Raw genomic sequence first — 26270 nt, 5'->3', positions numbered from 1 at the left:
AGCACCCCAGGTGGCCGAGACCCGCCGTCAGGCGCCCGCGCCGAGTTCGCGGACCGCCGCCGCGAACGCGTCACCGCGCTGGTTGTAGTTGGTGAACATGTCCATGGAGGCGCAGGCCGGGGCCAGCAACACCGTGTCACCGGGCCGAGCGAGCCGCTTCGCTTCCGTCACCGCTTGGAGCATCGCCCCAGTGTCGGTCCGGTCGAGGTCGACCACGGGTACTTCCGGTGCGTGTCGCGCGAGGGCGTCGCGGATCAGCTCACGGTCGGCGCCGATCAGGACGGCTCCGCGAAGTCGCTTCGCCGACTTGGCGACCAGCTCGTCGAACGTCGCACCCTTCGCCAGACCACCCGCAATCCATACGATCGACTCATATGCCGCCAATGATGCTTCCGCGGCATGGGTGTTGGTCGCCTTGGAGTCGTCGATGTACGCGACCCCGTCGAGGTCGGCGACGTGCGCGATGCGGTGCGCGTCCGGGCGGAAGGCCTTGAGGCCGTCCCGTACGGCCTTGGCGGGCACCCCGAAGGCGCGCGCGAGGGCCGCCGCGGCAAGGGCGTTGGCGATGTTGTGCGGCGCCGGCGGGTTGATGTCGCAGACCTCGGCCAGCTCCTGGGCGTTCTTCTGCCGGTTCTCGACGAAGGCGCGGTCGACCAGGATGCCCTCCACGACGCCGAGTTGGGAGGGCGCCGGGGTGCCGAGGGTGAAGCCGACGGCCCGGCAGCCCTCCTCGACGTCGGCCTCGCGCACCAGCTCCTCGGTGAGCTTGTCGGCCACGTTGTAGACGCAGGCGACCCGATTGCCTTCGTAGATACGGCCCTTGTCCTTGGCGTACGCCTCCATCGAGCCGTGCCAGTCGAGGTGGTCCGGGGCGACGTTGAGGACGGCGGCCGAGTGGGCGCGCAGCGAGGGCGCCCAGTGCAACTGGTAGCTGGACAGCTCCACGGCGAGGACGTCGTACTCCTCGTCCCCGAGCACCACGTCCAGCAGGGAGACGCCGATGTTGCCCACGGCGGCCGTGCGCAGGCCCGCGGCCCGCAGGATGGACGCGAGCATCTGCACGGTCGTGGTCTTGCCGTTGGTGCCCGTGACGGCCAGCCAGGGCGCCGCGTCGGGTCCGCGCAGGCGCCAGGCCAGCTCGACATCGCCCCAGACCGGCACGCCCGCTTCGGCCGCCGCCGTGAAGAGGGGCTTGTCGGGCTTCCAGCCGGGCGCGGTGACGATCAGCTCGGTGCCCTCCGGCAGGGTGGCCCCGTCGCCGAGGCGCACGGTGATGCCGAGCGCCTCCAGTTCGGCGGCCTGCTCACGCGCGCGTGCGTCGTCGCCGTCGTTGACGACCGTGACGACCGCCCCGCGCGCGTGCAGCACCTTCGCCGCCGGGACGCCGGAGACGCCGAGCCCGGCGACGGTGACGTGCTTGCCCTGGAAGTCGTAGAGCTCCGAGGTGGAGGTCACTTGTCCGCTGCCCATCCTGCATAGAAGAGGCCCAGTCCGACGATCACACAGATGCCCTGGATGATCCAGAATCGGACCACCACCAGGACTTCGGACCAGCCCTTGAGTTCGAAGTGGTGCTGGAGTGGCGCCATCCGGAAGACACGCTTGCCGGTGAGCCGGAAGGAGCCGACCTGGATGACGACCGACATGGTGATGAGGACGAACAGGCCGCCCATGATGGCCACCAGCAGCTCCGTGCGGGAGAGGATGGCCAGACCGGTGAGCACACCGCCGAGGGCGAGCGAACCGGTGTCGCCCATGAAGATCTTCGCCGGCGAGGTGTTCCACCACAGGAAGCCCAGGCAGGCGCCCATCAGCGCGGAGGCGACGACGGCGAGGTCGAGCGGGTCGCGCACCTCGTAGCAGGCACCCGGGTTGGTCAGGGTCGTGGCGTTGGCGCAGGACTCCTGGAACTGCCAGACGCCGATGAACGTGTAGGCGCCGAAGACGAGCACGGAGGCGCCGGTGGCCAGGCCGTCCAGACCGTCGGTGAGGTTCACGCCGTTCGACATCGCGAGGATCATGAACAGCGCCCAGACGACGAACAGCACCGGGCCGATCGTCCAGCCGAAGTCGGTGATGAAGGACAGCTTGGTGGAGGCCGGGGTGTTGCCGCGCGCGTCGGCGAACATCAGTGACAGCACCGCGAAGGCGATGCCGACGATCAGCTGGCCGGCCATCTTCGCCTTGGCCCGCAGACCCAGCGAACGCCGCTTGACGATCTTGATGTAGTCGTCGAGGAAACCGACCAGGCCCATGCCGAACATCAGGCCGAGGACCAGCAGCCCGGAGTAGGTGGGCGGGTAACCGGTGATGAGCTTGCTCAGGAAGTACGCCGCGATCGTCGCCAGGATGAAGGCGATACCGCCCATGGTCGGCGTACCGCGCTTGCTGGCGTGCTCACGCGGACCGTCGTCACGGATGTACTGGCCGTAGCCCTTGCGGGCGAGGAGCTTGATCAGCAGCGGGGTGCCGATCAGCGTCAGGAAGAGGCCAATGACTCCTGAGAACAGGATCTGCTTCATCATCGGGCGGCAACCTCGCCCTCGGCACCGGTCTCGACGAGCGCCTGGGCAACGCTCTCCAGACCCACCGAACGGGACGCCTTCACGAGCACGACGTCCCCCGGGCGCAACTCGCTGCGCAACAGGTCGATCGCCGCCTGTGCGTCGGACACGTGCACCGACTCCTCACCCCACGAACCCTCGTTATATGCGCCCAGTTGCAGCCAGGAGGCCTCAATCCCCCCGACGGCGACGAGCTTGCTGACGTTGAGCCGGACGGCGAGCCGCCCGACGGCGTCGTGCTCGGCGAGCGCCTCGTCCCCCAGCTCGGCCATCTTGCCGAGCACCGCCCACGTGCGGCGCCCCTTGCCCATGGCCGCGAGCGCCCGAAGGGCGGCCCGCATGGACTCGGGGTTGGCGTTGTAGGCGTCGTTGACGATGGTCACGCCGTCCGGGCGCTCGGTGACCTCCATGCGCCAGCGGGAGAGGGAGCCCGCCTCGGAGAGCGCGGTGGCGATCTCTTCCGCGGACATGCCCAGCTCATGGGCGACGGCGGCCGCGGCGAGCGCGTTCGACACGTGATGCTCACCGTACAGGCGCATGGTCACATCGCATGCACCGGAGGGTGTGAGAAGCCTGAAGGAGGGCTGTCCGCTGTCCGTGAGTCGCACGTTCTCGGCGCGTACGTCCGCTTCGGCCGACTCTCCGAAAAGGACCACCTTCGCCTTGGTACGGGCGGCCATGGCCCGGACCAGCGGATCGTCGGCGTTGAGGATCGCGGCGCCGTCCTCCGGCAGGCTCTCGACGAGCTCGCCCTTGGCCTGGGCGATCTGCTCGCGGCCGCCGAACTCGCCGATGTGGGCGGTGCCGACGTTGAGGACCAGACCGATCCTGGGAGGCGTGAGGTCGGTGAGGTAGCGGATGTGCCCGATGCCGCGGGCGCCCATCTCCAGCACGAGGAACTTCGTCTCCTCGGTGGCGGACAGGGCGGTCAGCGGCAGCCCGATCTCGTTGTTGAGCGAGCCGGGCGTGAACACCGTCGGCGCCTTGCGCTGGAGCACCTGCGCGATCAGGTCCTTGGTGCTGGTCTTGCCCGCCGAGCCCGTCAGGGCGACGAGGGTCGCGCCGAGCCGACGTACGACGTGCCGGGCGAGGGCGCCGAGCGCGGTCTGGACGTCGTCGACGACGATCGCGGGCACGCCGACCGGGCGCGACGCCAGTACGGCGACCGCGCCCGCCTCGATCACCTGCGGTGCGTAGTCGTGGCCGTCCACGCGTTCACCGACGAAGGCGGCGAACAGGCTGCCGGGCACCACCTCGCGGGAGTCCCGGACGACCGGTCCCGTGACCTCGACGGACGGATCCGGTATGTCGTGCGTCTGCCCGCCGACGACTGCTGCGATCTCGGCGAGGGAGAGGGCGATCACAAGTTCATCCCCTGGGTCTTCTGGATTTTCATCCCTGGGTTTTCTGGATGGCTTCGCGGAGCACCTGGCGGTCGTCGAAGGGACGGACCACGCCGGCGATGTCCTGGCCCTGCTCATGGCCCTTGCCCGCGACCAGCACGGTGTCGCCGGCCTGGGCGCGGCCCACGGCGGCGGCGATCGCGGCGGCCCGGTCCTCGAACAGGAGCACCTCGCCACGCTCGTGCGCGGGCACGGAGGCGGCGCCCTGGAGCATGGTCGCGAGGATCGACAGGGGGTCCTCGGAGCGGGGGTTGTCGGAGGTCAGTACGGCCGTGTCGGCGAGCCGGGCCGCGGCGGCGCCCATCGGGGCGCGCTTGGTCCGGTCGCGATCGCCGCCGCAGCCGAGGACCACGTGCAGGCGGCCCTTGGTGACCTTGCGCAGCGCCCTGAGCACGGACTCGACGGCGTCGGTCTTGTGGGCGTAGTCGACCACCGCGAGATAGGGCTGCCCGGCGTCCACGCGCTCCAGCCGGCCGGGGACGCCCGGGACGGCGGCGATGCCGTCGGCGGCGGTCTGCGGGTCGAGACCGGCGGCGGCGAGGGCGACGACGGCGGCGAGGGTGTTCGCCACGTTGAAGGGACCGGCGATCGGCGACTTGGCGTGGATCCGCTCGCCGTTCGGGCCGACGACGGTGAACGTGGAGTCCATCGGGCCGACCTGGACGTCCTCGGCGCGCCAGTCGGCGTCGGGGTGGCCCTCGGCGGAGAAGGTGACGACGGGGACCGAGGCCTCCTCGGCCAGCCGGCGGCCGTATGCGTCGTCCACGTTGATCACGCCGAGTTTGCTGCGTTTCGGGGTGAACAGCTGCGCCTTGGCCCGGAAGTAGTCCTCCATGTCGGAGTGGAACTCCATGTGTTCCGGGCTGAGGTTGGTGAACACGGCGATGTCGAAGACGCAGCCGTCGACCCGGCCGAGGACCAGGGCGTGGCTGGAGACCTCCATGGCGACCGCCTCCGCCCCTCTTTCGCGCATGACCGCGAACAGGGCCTGGAGGTCGGTGGCTTCGGGGGTGGTGCGCTCCGACTTGATGCGCTCGTCGCCGATGCGGATCTCCACCGTGCCGATGAGGCCGGCCGGGCGGGACGCGCCCAGGCCGCCTTCGACGAGATAGGCGGTGGTGGTCTTGCCGGAGGTGCCGGTGATGCCGATCTGGAGCAGGTCGCGGCCCGGGTGCCGGTAGATCGTGGCCGCCAGCTCTCCCATCCGTCCGCGCGGGTCGTCGACGACCAGGACGGGCAGTCCGGTCGCGGCGGCGCGCTCGGCGCCCGCGGGGTCGGTGAGCACGGCGACGGCGCCCAGGCTCGCGGCCTGGGTGACGAAGTCGGCGCCGTGCAGCCGGGCGCCCGGGAGGGCGGCGTACAGGTCGCCGGGGCGGACGGCGCGCGAGTCATGGGTGATGCCCTTGATCTCGGCGGCGCCCTCCGGCGCGGTGACACCCAGCTGGTCGGCGAGCTCCGCGAGGGGTGTGGCGGGGAGCAGCGTCGGCCTGGGCAGTCCCGGATATGTCACGGGTTGGCCCTTCTGGGTGGTTTGGGACTGATCAGCGTGTGGCACGGCGGTGAGCGTACCGGGCGTACCCGCTCCGGGGCGAAGTGAGGGGTTCTCGGCCCCCTGGTTCCCGGGTTCCGGGGTGATCGTTGTCACGAGTTCGTTTCCTGGTGTTCCGGTGTGCTGATCAGGGCTTGTAGTCGACGGGCAGGTTCGCGGCCGGCGCCCCGGTCGGCGGGACCTGGAGGGTCTTCAGGGCGAACTCCATCACCTGCTTGTAGATGGGGCCACAGATCTGACCGCCGAAGTAGCTGCCGGAGGTGGCGTTCTGGATGGCGCAGTAGACGGTGATGCGGGGGTTGTCCGCGGGTGCGAAGCCGGCGAAGGACGAGGTGTACCCGTGGTACTTGCCGGTGGCCGGATCCACGCGGTTGGCCGTGCCGGTCTTGCCCGCGACGTTGTAGCCGGGGATGCGGGCCTTGACGCCGGTGCCCTGCTCGTCGTCCACGACGGACTCCAGCATCCTGGCGAGGGTCCGGGCCGTCTTCTCGCTGACCACGCGGGTCTGCTTGGCCCTGGGGGCAGGGGTGAAGCGGCCGTCGGCGCCCTTGCTGCCGCGCACCAGGGTCGGCTCGATCCGGACCCCGCCGTTGGCGATGGTCGAGTAGACGGAGGCGGCCTGGACGGCGTTGATGGCGAAGCCCTGGCCGAAAGGAATCGTGTACTGCTGCGAGGTGGACCACTTCTGGTACGGCGCGAGGATGCCGGGGGTCTCGCCCGGGAAGCCGAGTCCGGTGTAGCGGCCGATGCCGAACTTGCGCAGATAGGAGTAGAGGACCTTGTTGGCCTCGGACTGCGTCCTGCCGAGCTGGCCGGTGGCCAGGATGGTGCCGATGTTGCTGGACTTGGCGAGGACGCCGTTCAGCGTGAGGTTCCAGGTGCCGTGGTCGACGTCGTCGGAGAAGAGCCGGTCGCCCCGATGCAGCCGGTTCGGTACGACGACGTGGGTGAGCGGAGTGGCCGCGTTCTCCTCCAGCACGGCCGCCATGGACATCACCTTGGCGGTGGAGCCGGGCTCGTAGGCGTCCTGGACGGCCGCGTTGCCCAGGGCCGCGCCGTCGGCCTTCGACAGGTCGTTGGGGTCGAAACCCGGCGAGTTGGCCATGGCCAGGATCTGCCCGGTGCGGGTGTCCTGGACGACGACGTAACCGCGGTCGGCCTTGGACTTCTTCACCTGTTCGGTGATGGCGTTCTGCGCGGCCCACTGGATGTCGCGGTCGATGGTCAGCTCGACGTCGGAACCGGGCACGGCGGGCGTCTCCGTCGATCCCGCCGTGGGCACCTCACGCCCCCCGGACTGGGCATAGCGGATCTTGCCGTCCTTTCCGGACAGTTGCTTGTTCAGCTCCTGCTCGATGCCGCCGCCGCCCTGGCCGTCGGCGTTGACCCAGCCCAGTATCCCGGCGGCGAGGTCGCCGTTGGGGTACACCCGCTGGCTGCTCGGGTCGGCGAAGACGCCGGCGAGCACGTTGACGGTGTTCTTGTCCGTCTCCGCCTTCTTGGCGAGCGCGGTCTTCAGGTCCTTGATCTGCTTCCAGACCTGCGGGGTCTGCCGGGTGGCGAGCCGGGCGTACCGGGAGTTCTTGTTCTTCGGCCGCAGCTTCTTCACGATGTCGCCCTGGCTCTGCCCGAGGATCGGCGAGAGGAGCGCGGCGGCCTGCTCCGGGCCGTCGTCGACCTTCAGCTGCTTCCTGTTGAACATCGTCGGATCGGCCGTGATGTCGTACGCGTCCTCGCTGATGGCGAGGGCCACGCCGTTGCGGTCGGTGATCCCGCCGCGCTCGGCGGCCAGCGTGTGCACGACATACCGGTTCTGCTCGGCCCGCGCGGCGTACGCGCTGGCGTCGACGGCCTGCACCTGGAGCAGCCGTACGACGAAGGCGATCAGGACCAGGGTCAGCGTGAGGCTGACCAGGCGCAGCCGGGGCCGCGGGCTGCCGAGCCGGAGCGGGCGCTGATACGGCGGTCGAGCACCACTCGGCCGCCGCACCGCCGGACGCGCACCGGGCGCGGGCTGCCGCCGCACGGCACTCCTCGGCCGCGGCGGCCTGGCCGGCCCGGGCACACGACGGCGCGGCGGTTCCCTGTCGGACACTTCCGTCACCTGCCGGGGGTCGGGGTGGGGATGGGCTGGGGGGTGGAGGGGGACGGGGGAACGGCCCCCGCGGGGGCGGAGGCGATGAGGGCGGACTGGGTCCGTCCCTGTGCCGGTGCGGTGGCGGAGGGCGTGCCCGAGGCCGGGGTGGTGGGTGCGGCCGAGGCCGTGGAGGGGGCCGGGGCCGGGGTCAGGACCTCGGGGGCGACCGGGTCGGTGAAGGCGGCGGGCTCGGGGGTGGCGGGGCTCGGGACGCCCTTGATCTTGCCGTCGGAGCCGAGGAAGGCCGGGTCGCCGCCGGGAACCATGCCGAGTTGACGGGCGCGGCGCTGGAGGGCGTCGGGAGAGGAGTAGGCGTCGATGTCCCGCTGGAGGGCCTGTTCCTCGTCGGTCAGGTTCTTCGTCTGCTTCTGCAGGTCGGCCAGCTTGAACGAGCCTTCGCTGAGCGCGGAGTTGAGCACCAGCAGTCCGATGAGACCGCCGCCGAGGAGCAGGACGACGAGCAGGACGAACGGGGTGCGGGCGGCCCGGGCCCGGCCGGCCGGAAAAAGCCGGACAAGCCGCGCGGCCCGCCCCCTCAAGTGCGGTTTCCTACTCACAGCTCCCCCGGTCGGTTCGGCACCCCAGGCGAGTCCGAGAACCCTCGCAGCACCCCCGGCAAGCTCCGAGGTCCACACCACGAACCCGGCACGTTCCAGAGTTCACGCGGCACTCCCGGCGAGTCCGGAACCCCGCACCGGCCCCCCGGCACGTTCCGGAGTCCCCACGGCACCCCAGGCGAGTCCGGGGATCCTCGCGGCGCTCCCGGCGAGTCCGGGATCCCTCACCGGCCCCCCGGTGCGTCCGAAGGTCCCCGCGGCCGTCCTGGGGAGCCAGGCGGATCGCGCGCGGCGCCCGGTACGTGCGGGAAGCCGCGCGATCTCCCTGGCGAGTCCGGGCATGTCCCCGACCCCCCTGGAGAGACCCGGAGTCCCGGTGAGTTCGGGAATCCAACCGACCCGTCTCGGTCACTCGGCGTCCTCCCTGATGCGTTCGGCGCCGCGCAGCCTGGCCGGTGCGGCCCGGCGGTTCTCGGCGACCTCTTCCTCGGTGGGAAGTTCGGCACCCCGGGTGAGCAGCTTGAGCCGCGGTTGGTAGCGCTCCGGCACGACCGGGAGGCCGGGGGGTGCGGTGGACGTGGCGCCGGCCGCGAAGACCTGCTTGACCAGGCGGTCCTCGAGCGAGTGGTACGAGAGGACGGCGATACGGCCGCCGACGTCCAGGGCCTTCACCGCCGCCGGGATCGCCCGCTCCAGGACGGACAGTTCACCGTTGACCTCGATGCGCAGCGCCTGGAAGGTGCGCTTGGCGGGATTGCCGCCGGTGCGCTTGGCGGCCTGCGGCAGAGCGTCACGGATCAGCTCGACCAGCCGCGCGCTGTTGCTGAACGGCTCCTTCTCGCGCTCACGCACGATCGCGGCCACGATCCGCTTGGCCTGCTTCTCCTCGCCGTAGGCGCGCAGGATCCGCACCAGTTCGCCCGCCGGGTAGGTGTTCAGGACCTCGGCGGCACTCATGCCGGTCGTCTGGTCCATCCGCATGTCCAGCGGCGCGTCCTGGGCGTAGGCGAAGCCGCGGTCGGCCTCGTCCAGCTGCATGGAGGACACCCCGAGGTCGAACAGCACGCCCTGCACGCGCGCGACGCGGAGCTTGTGCAGGACGTCGGGCAGCTCGTCGTAGACGGCGTGCACGAGGGTGGCGCGCTCGCCGTAGGGCGCCAGCCGTTCGCCCGACAGGCGCAGCGCCTCCTTGTCCCGGTCCAGGCCGATCAGCCGCGCCTCGGGGAACCGGGTCAGCAGCGCCTCGCTGTGTCCGCCGAGGCCGAGGGTGCAGTCGACGACCACCGCTCCCGGGCGCTCCAGGGCGGGCGCCAGCAGGTCCAGGCACCGCTGGAGCATCACCGGGACGTGTCGACTCTGGCTCAAGGGGGCCTCTCATCTTCCGGCGGGCCGTACGCACCGCCGGGTCCCCGCCAGCTCGTGTAGGGGAGGCCTGCAGGCGCCGGAAGCGTCAGCCGGACCGGGAGCGGGAGGAGGCCGAGCCGTACGTACGCGCCGCGCACGCGGGGAGACGGTCCGGGGTGAGCCGGGGTCTCCGGGGGTTTTACCAGCAGGGAGAGCCACGTCTCCCGCTTCGCGTCACTTTAGTCCACCGTGTCTCGCGGTCAATCAACCGGCCTGCGCGTCGCCTACCGCACCGCGGCAGGCGACGCAATTCGACGGAATTCACCCGACCGGAGGATGTTTGCCCCCCTGTGGGGTAGCTCACAACAAGCCGCGATGACGTTTTTTGTCCCACTCTCACATCAGGACGGAACCGGGGGTGACCAGTAACGTCATGGGTATGACGACTTCCGCAGCAGTGCCCACTGGATCCGAAGGCGCCATAACCAACGGTGGCACCGTGACCGATCGCCTGGTCGAGTCCAACCAGACATACGCCGCCGAGTTCACCGACCCCGGAATGGACGCCCGTCCCGTTCTCAAGGTCGCGGTCGTGGCCTGCATGGACGCGCGTCTCGACCTGCACGCCGCGCTCGGCCTGCAGCTCGGCGACTGTCACACCATCCGCAACGCGGGCGGTGTCGTCACCGACGACGTGATCCGCTCCCTGACCATCAGCCAGCGTGCGCTCGGCACCCGCAGCGTCGTGCTCATCCACCACACCGGATGCGGCATGGAGACCATCACCGAGGACTTCCGGCACGACCTGGAGATGGAGGTCGGCCAGCGGCCGGCCTGGGCGGTGGAGTCCTTCCGGGACGTCGACCAGGACGTGCGCCAGTCCATGCAGCGCGTGCGCACCTCGCCGTTCCTGCTGCACACCGACGACGTGCGCGGTTTTGTGTTCGACGTGCGCACCGGTCTGCTGCGCGAGGTCGACCCGGCCTGACCCCGGCACACCGGCCGGCCGCCCCGGAAGCACCCCGCCGTCCGCCGTATCGCCGTATCGAAAATGCGGTCGAAAAAGTCGTAAGACCGACATCGTGCGGGCAGTTGTCCACAGGCGAGTGACACGAATCGGTAACGGCGGCAAGAATGCGGGGTGTGGCGTCGCGCGGAACTTTTCCCGCGTGGTGCCCGTGTTTCGGGGTGGGCCGGTTTCGCACGCAGCGTCGGCCCGGAAAGAATGGGCCGAGGAGGGCCGGGTGACGACCTATGACGATCGAGCGAGCCTCACAGATCTGACCGCCACGGTGGAGCGGGTGCGCGGTTCGGTGGAGGGCGTGATCGAGGGCAAGCCCGAGGTCGTACGGCTCGCGCTGACCGTGCTGCTCGCCGAGGGCCACCTGCTGATCGAGGACGTCCCCGGAGTGGGCAAGACGATGCTGGCCAAGGCGCTGGCGCGGTCCATCGACTGCTCGGTGCGGCGCATCCAGTTCACGCCCGACCTGCTGCCCTCGGACATCACCGGTGTGTCCATCTGGGACCAGCAGCGCCGGGACTTCGAGTTCAAGCCGGGCGCCATCTTCGCGCAGATCGTGATCGGCGACGAGATCAACCGCGCCTCGCCCAAGACCCAGTCGGCACTGCTGGAGTCCATGGAGGAGCGGCAGGTCACCATCGACGGGCAGACGTACGAACTGCCCAGCCCCTTCATGGTGGTGGCCACGCAGAACCCGGTCGAGATGGAGGGCACCTACCCGCTGCCCGAGGCCCAGCGCGACCGTTTCATGGCCCGTGTCTCCGTCGGCTACCCGAGCGTGGAGGCCGAGCTGCAGATGCTGGACATCCACGGCGGGGTGAGCCCGCTGGAGGACCTGCAGCCGGTGGCGCACGCGCACGAGATCGTGAAGCTGGTCGAGGCCGTGCGCGGAGTGCACGTCTCCGAGCCGGTCCGGCGGTACGCGGTGGAACTGGTCGCCGCCACCCGCACCCACCCCGACCTCAGACTCGGCGCCTCCCCGCGCGCGACGCTGCATCTGCTGCGGGCGGCGAAGGCGTCCGCGGCCCTCGCCGGCCGGGAGTTCGCGCTTCCGGACGACGTCCAGGCGCTCGCCGTCGCCGTCCTCGCCCACCGTCTGCTGCCCACCGCCCAGGCCCAGCTGAACCGCCGTACCGCAGAGCAGGTCGTCCAGGAGATCCTGCAGCACACCCCGGTGCCCGCCGCGCCGGGGCAGCAGGGCGGCTTCGGTGGGCTCGGCCGTGGCGTTCCGGCGTATCCCCAGCAGCCCCCGCGGAGTCTGTGATGAGCGCCGGGGGGACGGGGCAGGCGGAGGCCGACCGCGGGGAGTCGGGCGGCGTCCGTACGGCCCTGGCGGGGCTGACGACCCGCGGCCGTTCCTTCCTGGCGGCCGGTATCGCGGCCGCGATCTGCGCGTACGTGCTCGGCCAGAGCGATCTGCTGCGGGTCGGCCTGCTGCTGGCCGTACTGCCGCTGACCTGCGCGACCGTGGTGTACCGCACGCGCTACCGGGTGTCCGGCACCCGCCGGCTCTCCCCCGCGCGCGTGCCGGCCGGCAGCGAGGCCCGGGTGCACTTGCGGATGGACAACGTCTCCCGGCTGCCCACCGGCCTGCTGATGCTCCAGGACCGGGTGCCGTATGTCCTCGGTCCGCGCCCGAGGTTCGTGCTGGACCGGGTGGAGCCGGGCGGCCGCCGCGAGGTGTCCTACCGGGTCCGCTCCGATCTGCGCGGCCGCTATCCGCTGGGCCCGCTGCAGCTGCGGCTCACGGACCCCTTCGGAATGTGCGAACTCACCCGTTCCTTCTCGACGTTCGACACCCTCACGGTCATCCCGCGCGTGGCGCCGCTCGCCCCGGTCCGCTTCAGCGGCGAGGCCAAGGGGTACGGCGACGGGCGGCAGCGCTCGCTGGCCCTGGCCGGCGAGGACGACGTGATCCCGCGCGGCTACCGCTACGGCGACGATCTGCGCCGGGTGCACTGGCGGTCCACCGCGCGCTACGGCGAGTTGATGGTGCGGCGCGAGGAGCAGCCCCGTCGCTCGCGCTGCACGGTCCTGCTGGACACCCGGGGCGGCGCCTACGAGGGCGCGGGCCCCGATGCGGCCTTCGAGTGGGCCGTCTCCGGTGCCGCCTCGGTGCTGGTGCACATGCTCGAACGCGGCTTCTCGGTACGGCTGCTGACCGACAGCGGCAGTGTGGTGCCCGGCGAGGGCGCCGACGGGTTCGCGGGTGCCGGCCAGGAGACCGCGGAGGCGGCCGGGCTGATGATGGACACCCTCGCGGTGATCGACCACTCCGACGGCACGGGCCTGTCCCGGGCGTACGACGTGCTGCGCGGCGGCAACGAGGGGCTGCTGGTCGCCTTCCTGGGCGACCTGGACGAGGAGCAGGCCGCGACGGTCGCCAAGATGAGCCGGCGCAGCGGAGGCGCCGTCGCCTTCGTGCTGGACCCGGACACGTGGGTGCGGGAGGCGACCGATGTGTCGCGGCCGGGCGACCGGCATGCCGAGCGGCTGCGGATGCTGCGCGAGGCGGGCTGGACGGCGCTGAGCGTGCCCCGCGGCGCGGCACTGAACGGGCTGTGGCAGCAGGCGGACCGGGAGCGCTCGGGCCTGGCCGCGGTGGGCGGGGAGGCGGCGCGATGAGCGGGCGGGCACGACTGGCGCTGTGCGCGGCCGCGGCCACGCTGATGGCCTCCTGTGCGCTGCTGCCCCTGGTGGCCGAGCCGACCTGGCTGCTGCAGCTGATCCCGCTGGTGGCCGTGCAGACCGGGGTGGGCGCGGCGGCCCGCCGGGTGCCGCTGGGCCGTCCGCTGACCGTGCTGGCGCAGGCGCTGGTCACCCTGGTGCTGCTGACCCTGGTCTTCGCGCGGGAGTACGCGGTCATCGGGCTGATTCCCGGCCCGGACGCCTTCCGGCACTTCGCCGACCTGTTCCAGCAGGGCTCGACCGACGTCAGCGAGTACGCGATACCGGCGCCGCTGACCGACGGCATCAAGCTGATGCTGATCGGCGGCGTGCTGCTGATCGGCCTGCTGGTGGACACGCTCGCGGTGACCTTCCGCAGCGCGGCCCCGGCCGGGCTGCCGCTGCTCGCGCTGTACTCGGTGGCCGCCGGGCTGTCCGACGGCGGCGCCGACTGGCTGTGGTTCCTGGTGGCGGCGGCCGGTTATCTGATGCTGCTGCTCGCGGAGGGCCGGGACCGGCTGGCGCAGTGGGGCCGGGTCTTCGGCGGCGCTCCCCGTACGCAGGGCTCCTTGGAGACCGGCGCGGTGGCTCCGGCGCGGACCGGACGCCGGATCGGCGCGGTCGCGCTCGGTGCGGCCCTGGTGGTGCCGCTCGCCCTGCCCGCGATGCAGGGAGGCCTGCTGGACGCCGCCGGCGCGGGCGTGGGAGCCGGCAACGGCAACGGCGGCACGATCTCCGCGGTCAATCCGCTGGTGTCCCTGCGCGACAGCCTGAACACGAACAACGACCGCCAGGTGCTGTCCCTGAAGACCAGCACGAACGACATCTCGGACCTGTATCTGCGGATAGTGTCCCTGGACGACTTCGACGGCACCACCTGGAAGCCGGCCCAGCGGCACATCGTCGGCGTACCGGACAGGTTCCCGACGCCCATCGGCCTCGACGCGGACGTCAAGCGCGGCACGGTGACGACCACGGTCTCGGCGTCGGACTGGTACGCCCAGGACTGGCTGCCGATGCCGTACCCGCCGAGCGGTGTGCGGATCGGCGGCCGCTGGCGCTACGAGCCGGTCGGCATGACCCTGGTCGGCGACCACGGCCAGACCACGCGTGGCGAGACCTACCAGGTGACCAGCCTGGACGTGCAGCCGACCGCAGAGCAGCTGTCCACCGCACCGGAGCCGCCGGCGGCCCTGAAGCGCGATTACACGAAGGTGCCGTCCGCGCTGCCGAAGGTGGTGGCCAGCACCGCCAAGGAGATCACGGCGGGCGCACACAGCCACTACGAGGAGGCCGTAAAGCTCCAGGACTACTTCGCCGTCACGGGCGGCTTCCAGTACGACACCCGGGTCGAGGTCGGGCGCGGCCCCGACGCCATCGCGAACTTCCTGAAGAAGAAGGAGGGCTTCTGCGTCCACTTCTCCTTCGCCATGGCGGCGATGGCCCGCACCCTCGGCATCCCGGCCCGGGTCGCGGTGGGCTTCGCACCCGGTACCCCGCAGCCCGACGGCACGGTGGCGGTGAACCAGAAGGACGCGCACGCCTGGCCCGAGCTGTACTTCGAGGGTGTGGGCTGGACCCGCTTCGAGCCGACCCCGACCCGCGGCACCACGCCGTCGTACACCCAGTCGGACACGCACGGCAGCTCGCTGCCGGACCAGACCCTGCCGTCGCACCAGTCCTCCACCGCGCCCTCGGCGGCGGCCTCGCCGAGCCAGAGCTGTGCGCGCGATGTGGTCCGGCTGCAGGGCTGCGACACCGCGTCCGCCGCGGCGGCCCCGCAGAGCGGTGGCGGTGGTACGGGCCCGTGGTGGTATGCGCTGATCGGCCTGGCCGCGCTGGTGGTCCTGGCGATTCCGCTGTCGCCGCTGCTGTGGCGGATGCGAGTGCGCTCGGTGCGGCTCGGCGGGCACGCCCGGACCGAGCAGGGCGCGGCCGCGCACACCCTGGCGGCCTGGCAGGAGTTGACGGACAGCGCCTGGGATCACGGCATCGCGCCGGACGAGTCGCTGACCCCGCGCCGGGCGGCCGCCCGGATCGCCGAGCTCGGACGGCTGGACCAGGCGACCGGTGCCGCGGTGCACCGGGTCGCGGACGCGGTGGAGCACGTGCTGTACGCGCCCCGGCCACGCCCGTCGGCGGGTACGGCGGCGGACGTGCACCGGGTGATCGAGGGGCTGCGTGGCACGGCGGGCACCGGAACCCGGCTGCGGGCGCTGTTCCTGCCCCGCTCGTCGGTGCGGGTGCTGTGGGCGGTGGCGGCCCGCTGGTCGGCGCTCAGGGCGCGGGTGGCGGGGGCCCGGCCCGGCGGCCTGCGCCGGCCGTCGCAGCAGCAGGGCTGAGAGCATGTGTGAGGGGCGACCACCGCTGGTGGTCGCCCCTCACATGGTGACTGTCGGTGTCCGGGGAACTCCGGGAGGACCGTCGCCGGCTAATGGCCGTGTTCGTCCCGGCGGCGCTGCCAGCGCTCTTCGATGCGGTCCATCATGGAGCGCTTCGGCCGCACCTGGCGACGAGCGGCACCCGCGGGCTGTTCGCCCGGCTTCGGGGTCTTGCGCCAGCCGGTGACGGCGAGTACGGCACAGCCCAGCATGACGAGGAAACCCACCACGCTGACCCAGATCAGCTGCGCGACCATTCCGGCCATGAGGAGCGCGATTCCCACGAGGAAGCCTGCGACCGCCTGGTAGACCCGCCGCCGGGTGTACGTACGCAGCCCGCTTCCCTCAAGCGCCGACGCGAACTTGGGATCTTCGGCGTACAGCGCTCGCTCCATTTGCTCGAGCATGCGCTGCTCGTGCTCCGAGAGCGGCACGGAGTCCTCCTCATCGTGCAGTCGCCGGGGCGACCCGGGGGGTCCCTTCAGGATAGGCAGGGAATCGCCCCCGTGAAACCCGCCCCTCTACGCCAATTGGCCAACCGGAGTCCGTCATGGCCGTCCCGGCTCGCTGAGGCTTCCATTCCCCGGCGGCCGACCCGTCATGCCGGGCGGTGTACCTCGATCATACGGCGCAAACCCCTCGATCGGGGGTCTTGTGGCGTACTCCATCCGCTGCCAAGGCCCTGATCAGCGGCGGGTCACGGCGGTCCGCTCAGGCCTCGGCGGCACCCGGCGTCTCACCGAGCACGTGCAGCTGGGTGGCGACGGAGTGGAACGCCGGCAGCTCGGCCGCGGCGGCCTCCAGCTTGAGGAGCGCGTCCAGGGCGCCGGGCTCGGTGTCCACGAGCACGCCGGGGACCAGGTCGGCGAAGACCCGCACGCCGTGCACGGCGCCGACCGTCAGACCCGCGCCCTCGACCAGCGCGATGAGCTGCTCGGCGGTGAACCGGCGCGGCATCGGGTCGCCGGCACCCCAGCGGCCCTCGGGGTCCTGCAGCGCCTGCCGGGCCTCCGTGAAGTGGCCGGCGAGGGCGCGGGCGAGCACGGCGCCGCCGAGACCGGCGGCGAGCAGGCTGAGCACGCCCTCGGAGCGCAGCGCGGCGACGGCGTTGCGGATGCCCTCGGCCGGGTCGTCCACGTACTCCAGGACGCCATGGCACAGCACGGCGTCGTAACCACCGCGCTCGACCACGTCGAAGAGGCCGTGCGCATCGCCCTGGACGCCCCTGACCCGGTCGGCGACACCGGCCTCGGCGGCCCGGCGCTCCAGCGCGAACAGCGCGTTCGGGCTGGGGTCGACGACGGTGACGCGGTGGCCGAGCCGGGCGACGGGCACGGCGAAGTGGCCGCTGCCGCCTCCGGTGTCGAGGACGTCCAGCGACTCCCGTCCCGTGGCCTTGACCCGGCGGTCGAGGGCGTCCTGAAGGACCTCCCAGACCACGGCGGTACGCAGGGAGGCGCGGGGGCGGCTCGGGTCCGACACGGCAGTTGACTCCTCGGCAGGGCTGGATCGCTTCAGGCGACTCCACCCTATTGCCTCCGCCGCCCTACCGGTCACCGCGGACGGATACGACCGGGCACGTCTCGAACGCCGGACTTCCGGTGGTCAGCCCGCGTCCGGAAGCTCACCGCGCGCTCTCGGGCCGTCCGGTTCCCCGGGGTCCTGGCGGGGTTGGGGCAGGACCGGCTGGAGGACGAGCATCCGCTCGACGATGCGCAGGAACATCGCCACGTCCCGTATCAGGTCGTCGGCGTCGCGGCGGCTCGCGGCGCCCTGGATGCCGGCCTCGGCACGGGCCCGGCGGGCGGCGCCGGAGGCGAACAGCGCGCTCCACTCGGTCAGTTCGGGGGCGATCTCGGGCAGCACTTCCCAGGCGCTGCGGATCCGGGCGCGGCGGCGCGGGGAGGTCTCGGGGCGGCCGCGGGCGGCGAGCACGGCGGCGGCGGTGCGCAGGGCGGCGAGGTGGGCCGTCGCATAGCGCTCGTTCGGCGTTTCCAGGACGGTGGACTCGTCCAGTGCGGCCCGGGCCTGAGCGAGCAGGTCAAGGGCGGCGGGCGGGGCCGTGGCCCGGCGGAGCACGGGGTGCACATCGCTCGCCGGGCCGGTCAGTGAGGGGGCAGGGCCGGTGGCGCGGCGCCGGCGGGCGGCGGCTGCGGAGGGGTTGGCCATGACGAACCTCCTGTCGTCTGGGTGACGGCACGGGTGCCGTATGTGCCCATCGTGCGGTATGGCACTGACAATCCGTTCTGACCTGGGGTTTTGCTTCGATCGTAGGTTCGGGCGTATTTTTGCACTGACCAGTCAGTTCAAAAATCACCGAGCCACAGGGGGGCTTGTGGACGGCATGCACGTCAGGGCGGAGGGCCTCGGGCTCAAGGGGCCTCGGGGGTGGGCCTTCCGGGGCGTCACCCTCGACGCGGAGCCCGGCTCACTCATCGCGATCGAGGGACCGTCCGGCTCCGGGCGCACATGTCTGCTGCTCGCGCTCACGGGACGGATGAGGACCACCGAGGGAACGGCCACCGTCGGCGGGTTCCGGCTCCCCCGGCACATGGCCCGGCTGCGCCGCGTCAGCGCGGTGGCCAACGTGGCCGGGATGACCGATCCGGAGCCGGCCCTGACCGTCGGCGAGCATCTGCGCGAACGGGCCCTGCTGCAAAGCCGCTTCGGCGACTCGCTGCGCGAACTGCTGCGCCCGCGCACCCAGCGCGTGCACGAGGCACGGCTGCGCGTCGACGCGGCCCTGGCCGCCGCCGGACTCGACCTGGAAACGCTGCCCAAGGGCTCCCGGACGGCCGTGCGCGACCTGGAGCGGCCGCAGGAACTGCGCCTGTCCATCGCCCTGGCGCTGCTCGGCCGGCCCGGACTGCTCGGCATCGACGACATCGACACCAAGCTCTCGGACGCCGAGCGCGGCGAACTGTGGGAGCTGCTGCGCTCGCTCACGCGCGCGGGGACGACGGTGGCGGTCGTCTGCCGCACGGCCCCCGGCGACTGCGTCGTCGTACCGACGGGGCCGAAGGCCACCGGCGCCAAGACCGGCACGGGCGACGCGAAGAAGGCCGGAGCCGAGTCCGGCACGAGCGACGAGACCGACGGCGAGAGCGCCGGGAAGAGCGACCCGAAGGAGGACGTCGATGCGCTCGCCTAGGCTGGCCGCGCTCGAACTCAGGCGCTTCGGGCGCGGGCGGCTGCCGCGTGCCGCCCTGGTCGCGCTGCTCGTGCTGCCGCTGCTCTACGGCGCCCTGTACCTGTGGTCCTTCTGGGACCCGTACGGCCGGCTGGACCGCATTCCGGTGGCCCTGGTGAACGACGACAAGGGCGCATCCGCGGGCGGGAAGCAGATCGCCGCCGGTGACGACATCGTGGCCGGGCTGCGCGACAGCCGTACCTTCGAGTGGCACGAGGTGAGCGACAAGGCGGCCCGCGAGGGCGTCGAGAACGGCACGTACTACCTGTCGCTGACCGTGCCGGCCGACTTCAGCCGGCGGATCGCCTCCAGCTCGGGCAACTCCCCCGAGACCGGCGCCCTCCAGGTGCGCTCCAACGACGCCAACAACTACATCGTCGGCCAGATCTCCCGGACCGTGTTCCACGAGGTCCGCTCGGCCGCCTCCGCCAAGGCCTCCCGCACCTACCTGGACCGGATCTTCGTCTCGTTCTCCGGCATCCACGACAAGACCGTCACGGCCGCGGAGGGCGCCGACCGGCTGAACACCGGTATCGGAAAGGCGGAGAAGGGCTCCAAGGACCTCGCCGACGGGCTGAAGGACGCCAAGAGCGGCAGCGGCAAGCTGGCCGAGGGCCTGAAGAAGCTGAACACGGGCGCCGGCGACCTCCAGGACGGCTCCCGCCGGGTCGCCGACGGCACGCAGGCCCTCGCCGACAAGGTCAATGGCGTCTACGGCAAGGCCGGTCCCTACCTCAAGGACAACGAGAAGACCATCGGGGACACCGCCCGGCTGGTCGCCGACTCGGCCAGGACCGTCAAGGACAATCTCGACGTCCTGGTGAAGCTCGCCCCGGGCGCCGCGCAGACCGCCCACACGAACTCGGCCATCCTGGACGAGATCTACAGGGCGCGCTGCGAGACCGCGACCATCCCCGATCCGTACTGCCCCCAGCTGAAGCGCGCCAAGAAGGCCGCAGCCGAGGTGGCCACCGTCGCCGACGACCTCAACACGCTGATCGCGGACCAGGACGGCGACCTGAAGACGATGCGGGACAACCTCGGCACCCTCCAGAACCAGGCCACGGCCCTCGAGAAGCGCGCACCGCACCTGTACGAGGACGTCGACGACGCCGTCGAGAAGATCGACCAACTGAACGCCGGCGCTCGGCAGGTCGCCGACGGTGCCAAGAAGCTGCACGCCGGGCTCGGTACCGCACAGACCGGCGCGACCACGCTGGACCAGGGCATCGGCACGGCCGCGTCGGGCGCCCAGACCCTGAACGGCGGCCTCTACAAGCTCTCCGACGGTTCCGGGAAGCTCGCCGGCGGACTGCACGACGGCGCCAGGAAGATCCCGGACTACGACAAGAAGGACCGCGACCGGCGCACCGGCGTGATGGCCGACCCGGTCCAGCTGGCCTCCCACGACCTGCACAAGGCGCCCAACTACGGCACCGGATTCGCCCCGTACTTCATCCCGCTGTCCCTGTGGGTGGGCACGATGGTCGCCTACATGCTGATCCCGCCGCTCAACCGGCGTGCCCTGGCGGCCGGTTCGCCGGCCTGGCGGATCGCGCTCGCGGGCTGGCTGCCGGTGGTCGCCGTCGGTGTGCTCCAGGTGGCCGCGCTGATGGCCGTACTGCACTGGGCGATCGGTCTGCAGATGTTCCGCGCGGCCGGCACGATCGGCTTCCTGTGCCTGGTCACGGCCTGCTTCGGGGCGATCGTGCAGTGGCTGAACGCCCGCTTCGGCGCGGCCGGCCGGATCCTGGTGCTGGCGCTGCTGATGCTCCAGCTGACCTCGGCGGGCGGCACCTACCCGGTGCAGACCAGCCCGGGCTTCTTCAACGCGATCCACCCGTTCCTGCCGATGAGCTACATCGTGGAGGCGTTGCGCCGGCTGATCACCGGCGGCGGGCTCGGCCCGGTCTGGCAGGCGTGCGGTGTGCTGGCCGCGTTCACCGCGGGCGCGCTCGCGCTGACCGCCCTCGCGGCCCGGCGCCGCCAGGTGTGGACGCTCGACCGGCTGCACCCGGAACTGAGCCTGTGAACCGGGGGGAGGCCCCGCACGCGCGCGTACCTGTGAGAATCAGGGCCATGGAAAGCAGCAGCGCCAGGTCCGGCGGCAGCACGCGTCGCGAGGCCACCCGGCAGAAGCTCTACGAGGCGGCCGTCACGCTCATCGCCGAGCAGGGCTTCTCCGCGACCACGGTGGACGAGATCGCGGAGCGGGCCGGGGTCGCGAAGGGCACGGTCTACTACAACTTCGCGAGCAAGTCGGTCCTCTTCGAGGAGCTGCTGCGGCACGGTGTGGGCCTGCTCACCGCCTCTCTGCAGGAGGCGGCCGAGCAGACCGCGCGGGCGGGCGGCAGCAAGGTGGACGCGCTGGACGCGATGATCCGCGCGGGCCTGGTCTTCATCGACCGCTATCCGGCCTTCACCCAGCTGTACGTGGCCGAGCTGTGGCGCACCAACCGGGCCTGGCAGTCCACGCTGATGGTGGTCCGGCAGGAGGCCGTCGCCGTGGTCGAGCGGGTGCTGCGCGAGGGTGTGGCGGCCGGCGAGTTCAGCGACGAGATCGACATCCAGCTGACGGCGGCCGCGCTGGTGGGCATGGTCCTGGTGGCCGCGCTGGACTGGAAGTCCTTCCAGCCGGAGCGGTCCCTGGACGACGTCCACGCGGCCCTGTCCCGGCTGCTCCAGGGACGCGTGAGCGGCAAGGGCTGAGCACATGAGGAGGGCGCCGGTCCGCTGCCGGACCGGCGCCCTCCCACTCCCCCGTACTCCCCCTGTGGTCCCCCGTGGGCGGTCGTCCCCGGGTCCCCCGGCTCGCTTCCGCCGACGGATCGGCGGAAGGAGCGGCCGGGTGGCGGGCGCCGTTCCGCCGCCCCGTGTCGGCGGTGCCGGGCCACGCCCCCTTGCCGTGTCTCCACTCTCCCGTTCGCACAGGTCGCGGCCCATCCGCGCGCGTACTCATCTCGCGACCTGAGTACGGGTACTCAGGACTGCGCACGCGTGCCCACGCTTCCGGGCCGTGTCCCGGGCGCCCCGGCCTCCCGCGGGCCGCATTGTCAGTGGCGGTCGATAAAGTCGCAGGCATGGCACGGATTGCGGTGATCGGCGCCGGGATGGGCGCGATGGCGGCCGCTGCCCGGCTGGCCGTCGCGGGCCACCGGGTGGTGGTGTACGAGCGCACGGACACCTACGGCGGTGCGGTGCGCCGCTTCGAGCGGGACGGGTTCGGCTTCGACACCGGCCCGGGCCTGCTGACGCTGCCCGCCGTGTACCGCGATCTGTTCGTCAAGACCGGCAAGGAGCCGATGGAGGACTGCGTCGAGCTGGTCCAGGTCGATCCGTCGTCACGGCACCTCTTCGCGGACGGCACCGAGGTGTCGCTGCCGAACGCCTCGCGCGCGGGTGTGGTCGCGGCCCTGGACGAGGCGCTCGGCGGGGGCGCGGGCGAGCGCTGGGGCGAGTTCCTGGTGCGGGCCCGGGAGGCCTGGGACCGCACCCGCAGGCCGCTGCTGGAGGAGCCGCTGTGGCCCAACTGGCGGGTGCTGGCCGACAAGGAGCCGTATCCGGCCGTCCCGCACAAGCGGCTGCTGCGCACGCGGCGGGCGAGCACGCTCTCCGAGATCGGCACCTGGGAGCTGGGCGACGAGCGTCTCGCGGCCCTGCTGGAGAGTTCCGTGCTCGCCCACGGCCTCGATCCGCGGACCACTCCGGCGAGCGCGGCCGTCCTGCCCTACATGGAGCACGCCTTCGGCACCTGGTACGTGCGCGGCGGCATCCGGGAATTGGCGCGCGCGGTGTACGAGCGGTGTCTGAAGCGGCGGGTGGAGTTCGTCTTCGACGCGGAGGTCCTGCGCATCCTGGTCAAGGACGGCCGGGCCGCGGGCGTGGAGTTGAGAGACGGCACGGTGGCCGAGGCGGACCATGTCGTGGCGGACGTGGACCCGGCGTGGCTGAAGACGCTGACGGACCGTCCCCTGGACGAGAACGGGGATGTGCGGGCCGATCCGTTCATGCCCCGTCCCGGGCGGTTCGCGGTGCTGCTGGCCCTGCGCGGCGGGTGCGAGGCCGGTGCCGCACATCGCGCGGTCGTCCATGCGCCGGACCCGGAGTCCGAGCTGGACTTCCTGGCCTCGCCGGAGGGGGACCAGCCGCCGGCGCCCACGGTGACCGTGCTGCGCCCGGACGACCCCGCGCTCAGACCCGACGACGGGCACGAGTCCGTGGTGCTGTCCGCGGTGGTGCCGAGCGCCGTCGACTGGGACGAGGAGGGCATGGTCCGGCAGTACACGGAGCATCTTCTCGAAGCCGCCGAGGTCGCGATACCGGGCCTGCGGGAGCGCGTCCTGTGGCAGGAGGTGCGCACACCCGACAACACCGACGACGAGACGGGTGCCTTCCTCGGCACGGTGCCGGCCCCCGCACTGGCCGCCGGCCAGGGGCGTTTCCTGCACCCGTCGAACACCACGCGGCTGCCCGGTCTGTACCGGGTCGGCGGCTGGTCACACCCCGGCGGCGGGCTGCCGCACGCGGGCATGTCGGGCGCGCTGGTGGCGGGGCTGATCGTGGAGGGCCCGGAGTTCCGCGGCTCCCGGTGAGCCGGGGCCGGGCCCCGGAAGCGGAACGGCCTAGAAGCGGTACTGCTCGTCGTACTCGGCACCGGGCTGCTGGGCATACCCGTGCCCCTGGTTCTGGTACGGGTACGGCTGCTCCGGCGGGAGTTCGCCGCCGTAGGTCTCGTCGGTGCGCTGCTGCGGCACCCACACCCCGCCGGCCGTGGTCTCGCCGTAGCCGCCGCCGTAGGGGGCCTGGGCGTAGCCCTGCTGGTCGTACTGCCCGGAGTAGCCGGTGTCGTACGAGGCGCCGCCATAGGACTGACTGCCGATGTACGGGTCGGAGTAGTTGGCGTAGCCCTGCTGGCCGCCGGTGTCGTAGCCGTACCCCTGCTGGCCGTAGCCGGAGTAGCCGTAGGCGTAGTTCTGCTGCTCGCCGGGCTGGGGCTGGGCGGCCCCCGCGTAGGCGGTGTCGCCGTAGACGCCGTAGGAGCCGGTGTCCTCGGGCAGCGGCTGGGGCTCGTAGACGGCGGTGCTCTCGGCCGCGGTCGGCTCTGTGGCCTGAGGCCCGGCCGGGGTGAAGACGTCGTCGCGGTCGTAGTCGCCGTAGTCGCCGTACCCCTGGCCGTAGCCGGCCCCGTCGGCGTCCCGGTCGTCCTCCGGGCCGAGGGCCTGCTCCGGGTCGGGGCCGTCCAGTGCCGCGTCGTGCCGGTCGGCCCTGCCGCGGCGGCGCTTGCTGCCGCCTTCGGGCTCGTCCCCGGGCTCGGGGCGCTTGACCGCCCAGCCGGCGGCGAAGCCGCGGCGGAACGACAGCGTGACATAGGTCTGGCCGACCGCGAAGGCGATGGCACCGACGCCGATCACGATCACGGAGGGCATCAGCACGCCGACCACGACGCCGAGGAAGCCGGCGAACGCGAGCAGCCGCCAGCGCAGGCGCGCCTTGTACTGCAGCAGCACCTCGCCCAGCAACCACAGTGCGACGACGCCGAACGCGATGTAGAGGACCGTCCAGCCCATGTACGCCCCTCTCCCAGTGACCGCTACGCAGTGTGTCGTATCGCGGTGCGGCCGGTCTAGGCCTGCGGGGGGTGGTGCAGGCCCAGGTTCTCGTAGATTTCCAGGGTCGCCGTGGAGTTGTTCAGCGTGATGAAGTGCAGTCCGGGCACTCCCTCGGCGAGCAGCCGAGCGCAGAATTCCGTGGCGAAGTCGATACCGATGGAGCGTACCGCCGCCGGATCGTCCTTCGCTGTGAGGATCCGCTCTTTCAGGGCGTCGGGGAACAGGGCGGTGCTGAGCTTGGGCACCCGTTGCAGCATCTTCACGCTGGTGACCGGCAGGACCTCGGGAATGATGGGGGTCTCGCAGCCCGCGGCCACCACGCGGTCACGCAGCCGCAGATACGACTCCGGGTGGAAGAACATCTGTGTGATGGCGTAGTCCGCACCCGCACGGCACTTGTCCACGAAGTGGGCGACGTCGGTGTCCCAGTCCGCGGAGCGGGGGTGCATCTCCGGGAAGGCGGCGACGCCCACGCAGAAGTCGCCCGACTCCTTGATGAGCCGGACGAGTTCGGCCGCGTACGTCAGTCCCCGGGGGTGCGGCACCCACTCGCCCATCGGGTCGCCGGGCGGGTCGCCCCGCACGGCGAGCATGTTACGGATCCCGGCGTCCGCATACTGGCCGATGATGTTCCGCAGTTCGGCGATGGAGTGGTCGACCGCGGTGAGGTGGGCGACGGGTGTGAGCGTCGTGTCCACGACGATCTGCTGCGTCTCGCGGACCGTGGTCGTGCGCGTGGAACCGCCGGCGCCGTAGGTGACGGAGACGAAGTCGGGGGCGACGGCCTCGACCCTTCTGAGCGCGTTCCACAGGTTCCGCTCGCCCTGCGGGGTCTTCGGCGCGTAGAACTCGAACGAGTACGTCGCCTTGCCGGTGGCGAGCATGTCGCGCACGGTGCGTGCGCGATCAGTCCTGGTGGAGGGGGTTCCGAGGGCCATACCGGCAGGTTAGCCAGGGGCGGGCGGTCCCCCAACCGAACCACAAAGATTTGCCCGAATTGTCGCCTTCCTGTCCACCCCTTGGACAGAAACCTGGACAGCTAGGGCTGCCGCAGCCGCTTCGCGAACTCCGCCGCGGCCGCTCCCGGGTCGTCGGCCTCGGTGATCGCGCGGACCACGACCACCCGGCGGGCACCCGCGTCCAGCACCTGGTCGAGGTTGGCGAGGTCGATCCCGCCGATCGCGAACCAGGGGCGGTCGGTGCCCAGGCCGGCCGTGTACCGGACCAGGTCCAGGCCGGGGGCGTGGCGGCCGGGCTTGGTGGGGGTGGGCCAGCAGGGTCCGGTGCAGAAGTAGTCCACGCCCTCCTGCACGGCGGCCGCGGCGGCCTCGGACTCGGCGTGCGTGGAGCGGCCGATCAGGACCTCGTCGCCGAGGACGGCGCGGGCCGCGGGGACCGGCAGGTCGCCCTGGCCGAGGTGCAGCACATCGGCGCGGGCGGCGTGGGCGACGTCCGCGCGGTCGTTCACCGCGAGAAGTTTGCCGTGCCGGGCGCAGGCGTCCGCGAAGACCTCCAGGTGCGCCAGCTCCTCGGCGGCCTCCATGCCCTTGTCGCGCAGCTGCACGATGTCGACACCGCCGGCCAGGACCGCGTCCAGGAACTCGGGAAGGTCGCCCTGGCGCGTGCGCGCGTCCGTGCACAGGTACAGGCGGGCGTCGGCGAGCGCGGCGCGTGCGGTGTCGGACATGCGTGGGTCCCCCCTGGTCGGTGTCCCTGGCGGCTTCGGCGGGTGGTGGGGGGGGGGGGGGGGGGGGGGGGACCCCCCCCCCCCCCCCCCCCCCCCCTTCCCAGAAGAGACAAGGGGAGAGGATCACCCCCCCCCCCCCCGCCCCTCTCCTCCCACCCCTC

21 protein-coding genes are annotated in these 26270 nt (G+C 71.9%); 8 read left to right on the top strand and 13 right to left on the bottom strand.

The genetic code is table 11. The features are described from left to right. Positions 1–27: 27 nt before the first annotated feature. The 7 genes from murD to rsmH all read right to left on the bottom strand — a co-directional run bounded on the left by murD (position 28) and on the right by rsmH (position 9575). A complete protein-coding gene (gene murD / locus ACZ418_RS26615) occupies positions 28–1470 on the bottom strand; it encodes a UDP-N-acetylmuramoyl-L-alanine--D-glutamate ligase (protein ID WP_468367530.1) in 1443 nt (480 codons plus the stop codon). Continuing rightward, complete coding sequence (gene mraY / locus ACZ418_RS26610; RefSeq protein ID WP_468368328.1) at positions 1452–2522, bottom strand: phospho-N-acetylmuramoyl-pentapeptide-transferase; 1071 nt, start codon at positions 2520–2522, stop codon at positions 1452–1454. Before mraY ends, murD begins: the two co-directional genes overlap by 19 nt. Further along, positions 2522–3928: a UDP-N-acetylmuramoyl-tripeptide--D-alanyl-D-alanine ligase gene (locus ACZ418_RS26605; RefSeq protein WP_468367527.1), complete on the bottom strand. Its 1407-nt coding sequence runs from the start codon at positions 3926–3928 to the stop codon at positions 2522–2524. Before ACZ418_RS26605 ends, mraY begins: the two co-directional genes overlap by 1 nt. A gap of 28 nt (positions 3929–3956) precedes the next feature. Next, positions 3957–5477, bottom strand: a complete 1521-nt coding sequence (locus ACZ418_RS26600; RefSeq protein WP_468367525.1) for a UDP-N-acetylmuramoyl-L-alanyl-D-glutamate--2,6-diaminopimelate ligase — start codon at positions 5475–5477, stop codon at positions 3957–3959. A gap of 166 nt (positions 5478–5643) precedes the next feature. Then, positions 5644–7611 (bottom strand): peptidoglycan D,D-transpeptidase FtsI family protein, encoded by a 1968-nt coding sequence (locus ACZ418_RS26595; RefSeq protein ID WP_468367522.1) that lies wholly within the window; start codon positions 7609–7611, stop codon positions 5644–5646. 5 nt (positions 7612–7616) lie between these two features. Then, the gene (gene ftsL, locus ACZ418_RS26590; protein ID WP_468367520.1) at positions 7617–8210 is read right to left on the bottom strand and encodes a cell division protein FtsL; all 594 of its coding nucleotides are present in this window, start codon (positions 8208–8210) and stop codon (positions 7617–7619) included. Positions 8211–8618: 408 nt separating this feature from the next. Next, complete coding sequence (rsmH, locus tag ACZ418_RS26585; protein ID WP_468367518.1) at positions 8619–9575, bottom strand: 16S rRNA (cytosine(1402)-N(4))-methyltransferase RsmH; 957 nt, start codon at positions 9573–9575, stop codon at positions 8619–8621. Between the two features lie 418 nt (positions 9576–9993). On the opposite strand from rsmH, the gene ACZ418_RS26580 reads away from it, so the two are divergent. The 4 genes from ACZ418_RS26580 (at position 9994) to ACZ418_RS26565 (ending at position 15584) form a co-directional block, all read left to right on the top strand. Then, positions 9994–10542, top strand: a complete 549-nt coding sequence (locus ACZ418_RS26580; protein ID WP_468367515.1) for a beta-class carbonic anhydrase — start codon at positions 9994–9996, stop codon at positions 10540–10542. Between the two features lie 256 nt (positions 10543–10798). Further along, on the top strand, positions 10799–11839 hold the full coding sequence (locus ACZ418_RS26575) for an AAA family ATPase (RefSeq protein ID WP_468367512.1): 1041 nt from the start codon (positions 10799–10801) through the stop codon (positions 11837–11839). Continuing rightward, the gene (locus ACZ418_RS26570) at positions 11839–13200 is read left to right on the top strand and encodes a DUF58 domain-containing protein (protein WP_468367509.1); all 1362 of its coding nucleotides are present in this window, start codon (positions 11839–11841) and stop codon (positions 13198–13200) included. Before ACZ418_RS26575 ends, ACZ418_RS26570 begins: the two co-directional genes overlap by 1 nt. Then, a complete protein-coding gene (locus ACZ418_RS26565) occupies positions 13197–15584 on the top strand; it encodes a transglutaminase TgpA family protein (RefSeq protein ID WP_468367506.1) in 2388 nt (795 codons plus the stop codon). The genes ACZ418_RS26570 and ACZ418_RS26565 overlap by 4 nt, the downstream gene beginning before the upstream one ends. Before the next feature lie 89 nt (positions 15585–15673). Here ACZ418_RS26565 and ACZ418_RS26560 read toward each other — a convergent pair whose 3' ends face one another. The 3 genes from ACZ418_RS26560 to ACZ418_RS26550 form a co-directional block, all read right to left on the bottom strand. Further along, complete coding sequence (locus tag ACZ418_RS26560; RefSeq protein WP_468367504.1) at positions 15674–16057, bottom strand: DUF3040 domain-containing protein; 384 nt, start codon at positions 16055–16057, stop codon at positions 15674–15676. 277 nt (positions 16058–16334) lie between these two features. After that, complete coding sequence (locus ACZ418_RS26555; protein ID WP_468367501.1) at positions 16335–17105, bottom strand: methyltransferase; 771 nt, start codon at positions 17103–17105, stop codon at positions 16335–16337. A 123-nt stretch (positions 17106–17228) separates the two neighbouring features. Then, the gene (locus ACZ418_RS26550) at positions 17229–17792 is read right to left on the bottom strand and encodes an SAV_6107 family HEPN domain-containing protein (RefSeq protein ID WP_468367500.1); all 564 of its coding nucleotides are present in this window, start codon (positions 17790–17792) and stop codon (positions 17229–17231) included. Positions 17793–17967: 175 nt separating this feature from the next. Here ACZ418_RS26550 and ACZ418_RS26545 point away from each other — a divergent pair, with 175 nt between their 5' ends. The 4 genes from ACZ418_RS26545 to ACZ418_RS26530 all read left to right on the top strand — a co-directional run bounded on the left by ACZ418_RS26545 (position 17968) and on the right by ACZ418_RS26530 (position 23405). Then, the gene (locus ACZ418_RS26545; RefSeq protein WP_468368326.1) at positions 17968–18774 is read left to right on the top strand and encodes an ATP-binding cassette domain-containing protein; all 807 of its coding nucleotides are present in this window, start codon (positions 17968–17970) and stop codon (positions 18772–18774) included. Then, positions 18761–20845, top strand: a complete 2085-nt coding sequence (locus ACZ418_RS26540) for a YhgE/Pip family protein (protein ID WP_468367498.1) — start codon at positions 18761–18763, stop codon at positions 20843–20845. Before ACZ418_RS26545 ends, ACZ418_RS26540 begins: the two co-directional genes overlap by 14 nt. Positions 20846–20892: 47 nt before the next feature. Then, the gene (locus tag ACZ418_RS26535) at positions 20893–21522 is read left to right on the top strand and encodes a TetR/AcrR family transcriptional regulator (protein WP_468367495.1); all 630 of its coding nucleotides are present in this window, start codon (positions 20893–20895) and stop codon (positions 21520–21522) included. 371 nt (positions 21523–21893) lie between these two features. Further along, on the top strand, positions 21894–23405 hold the full coding sequence (locus ACZ418_RS26530; RefSeq protein WP_468367492.1) for a phytoene desaturase family protein: 1512 nt from the start codon (positions 21894–21896) through the stop codon (positions 23403–23405). A gap of 30 nt (positions 23406–23435) precedes the next feature. Here the strand turns inward: ACZ418_RS26530 and ACZ418_RS26525 are convergent, their stop codons facing one another. The 3 genes from ACZ418_RS26525 to thiE form a co-directional block, all read right to left on the bottom strand. Next, positions 23436–24380: an SCO2102 family sporulation regulator gene (locus tag ACZ418_RS26525; protein WP_468367489.1), complete on the bottom strand. Its 945-nt coding sequence runs from the start codon at positions 24378–24380 to the stop codon at positions 23436–23438. Between the two features lie 56 nt (positions 24381–24436). Then, a complete protein-coding gene (gene metF, locus ACZ418_RS26520) occupies positions 24437–25360 on the bottom strand; it encodes a methylenetetrahydrofolate reductase [NAD(P)H] (protein WP_468367486.1) in 924 nt (307 codons plus the stop codon). Positions 25361–25461: 101 nt separating this feature from the next. After that, positions 25462–26109, bottom strand: coding sequence for a thiamine phosphate synthase (gene thiE / locus ACZ418_RS26515; protein ID WP_468367481.1), 648 nt, complete (start codon positions 26107–26109; stop codon positions 25462–25464). Positions 26110–26270: the final 161 nt, after the last annotated feature.

The sequence above is a fragment of the Streptomyces sp. NPDC030820 genome (genome assembly GCF_055572075.1).
This window is presented reverse-complemented; position numbering and strand designations above follow the sequence as displayed.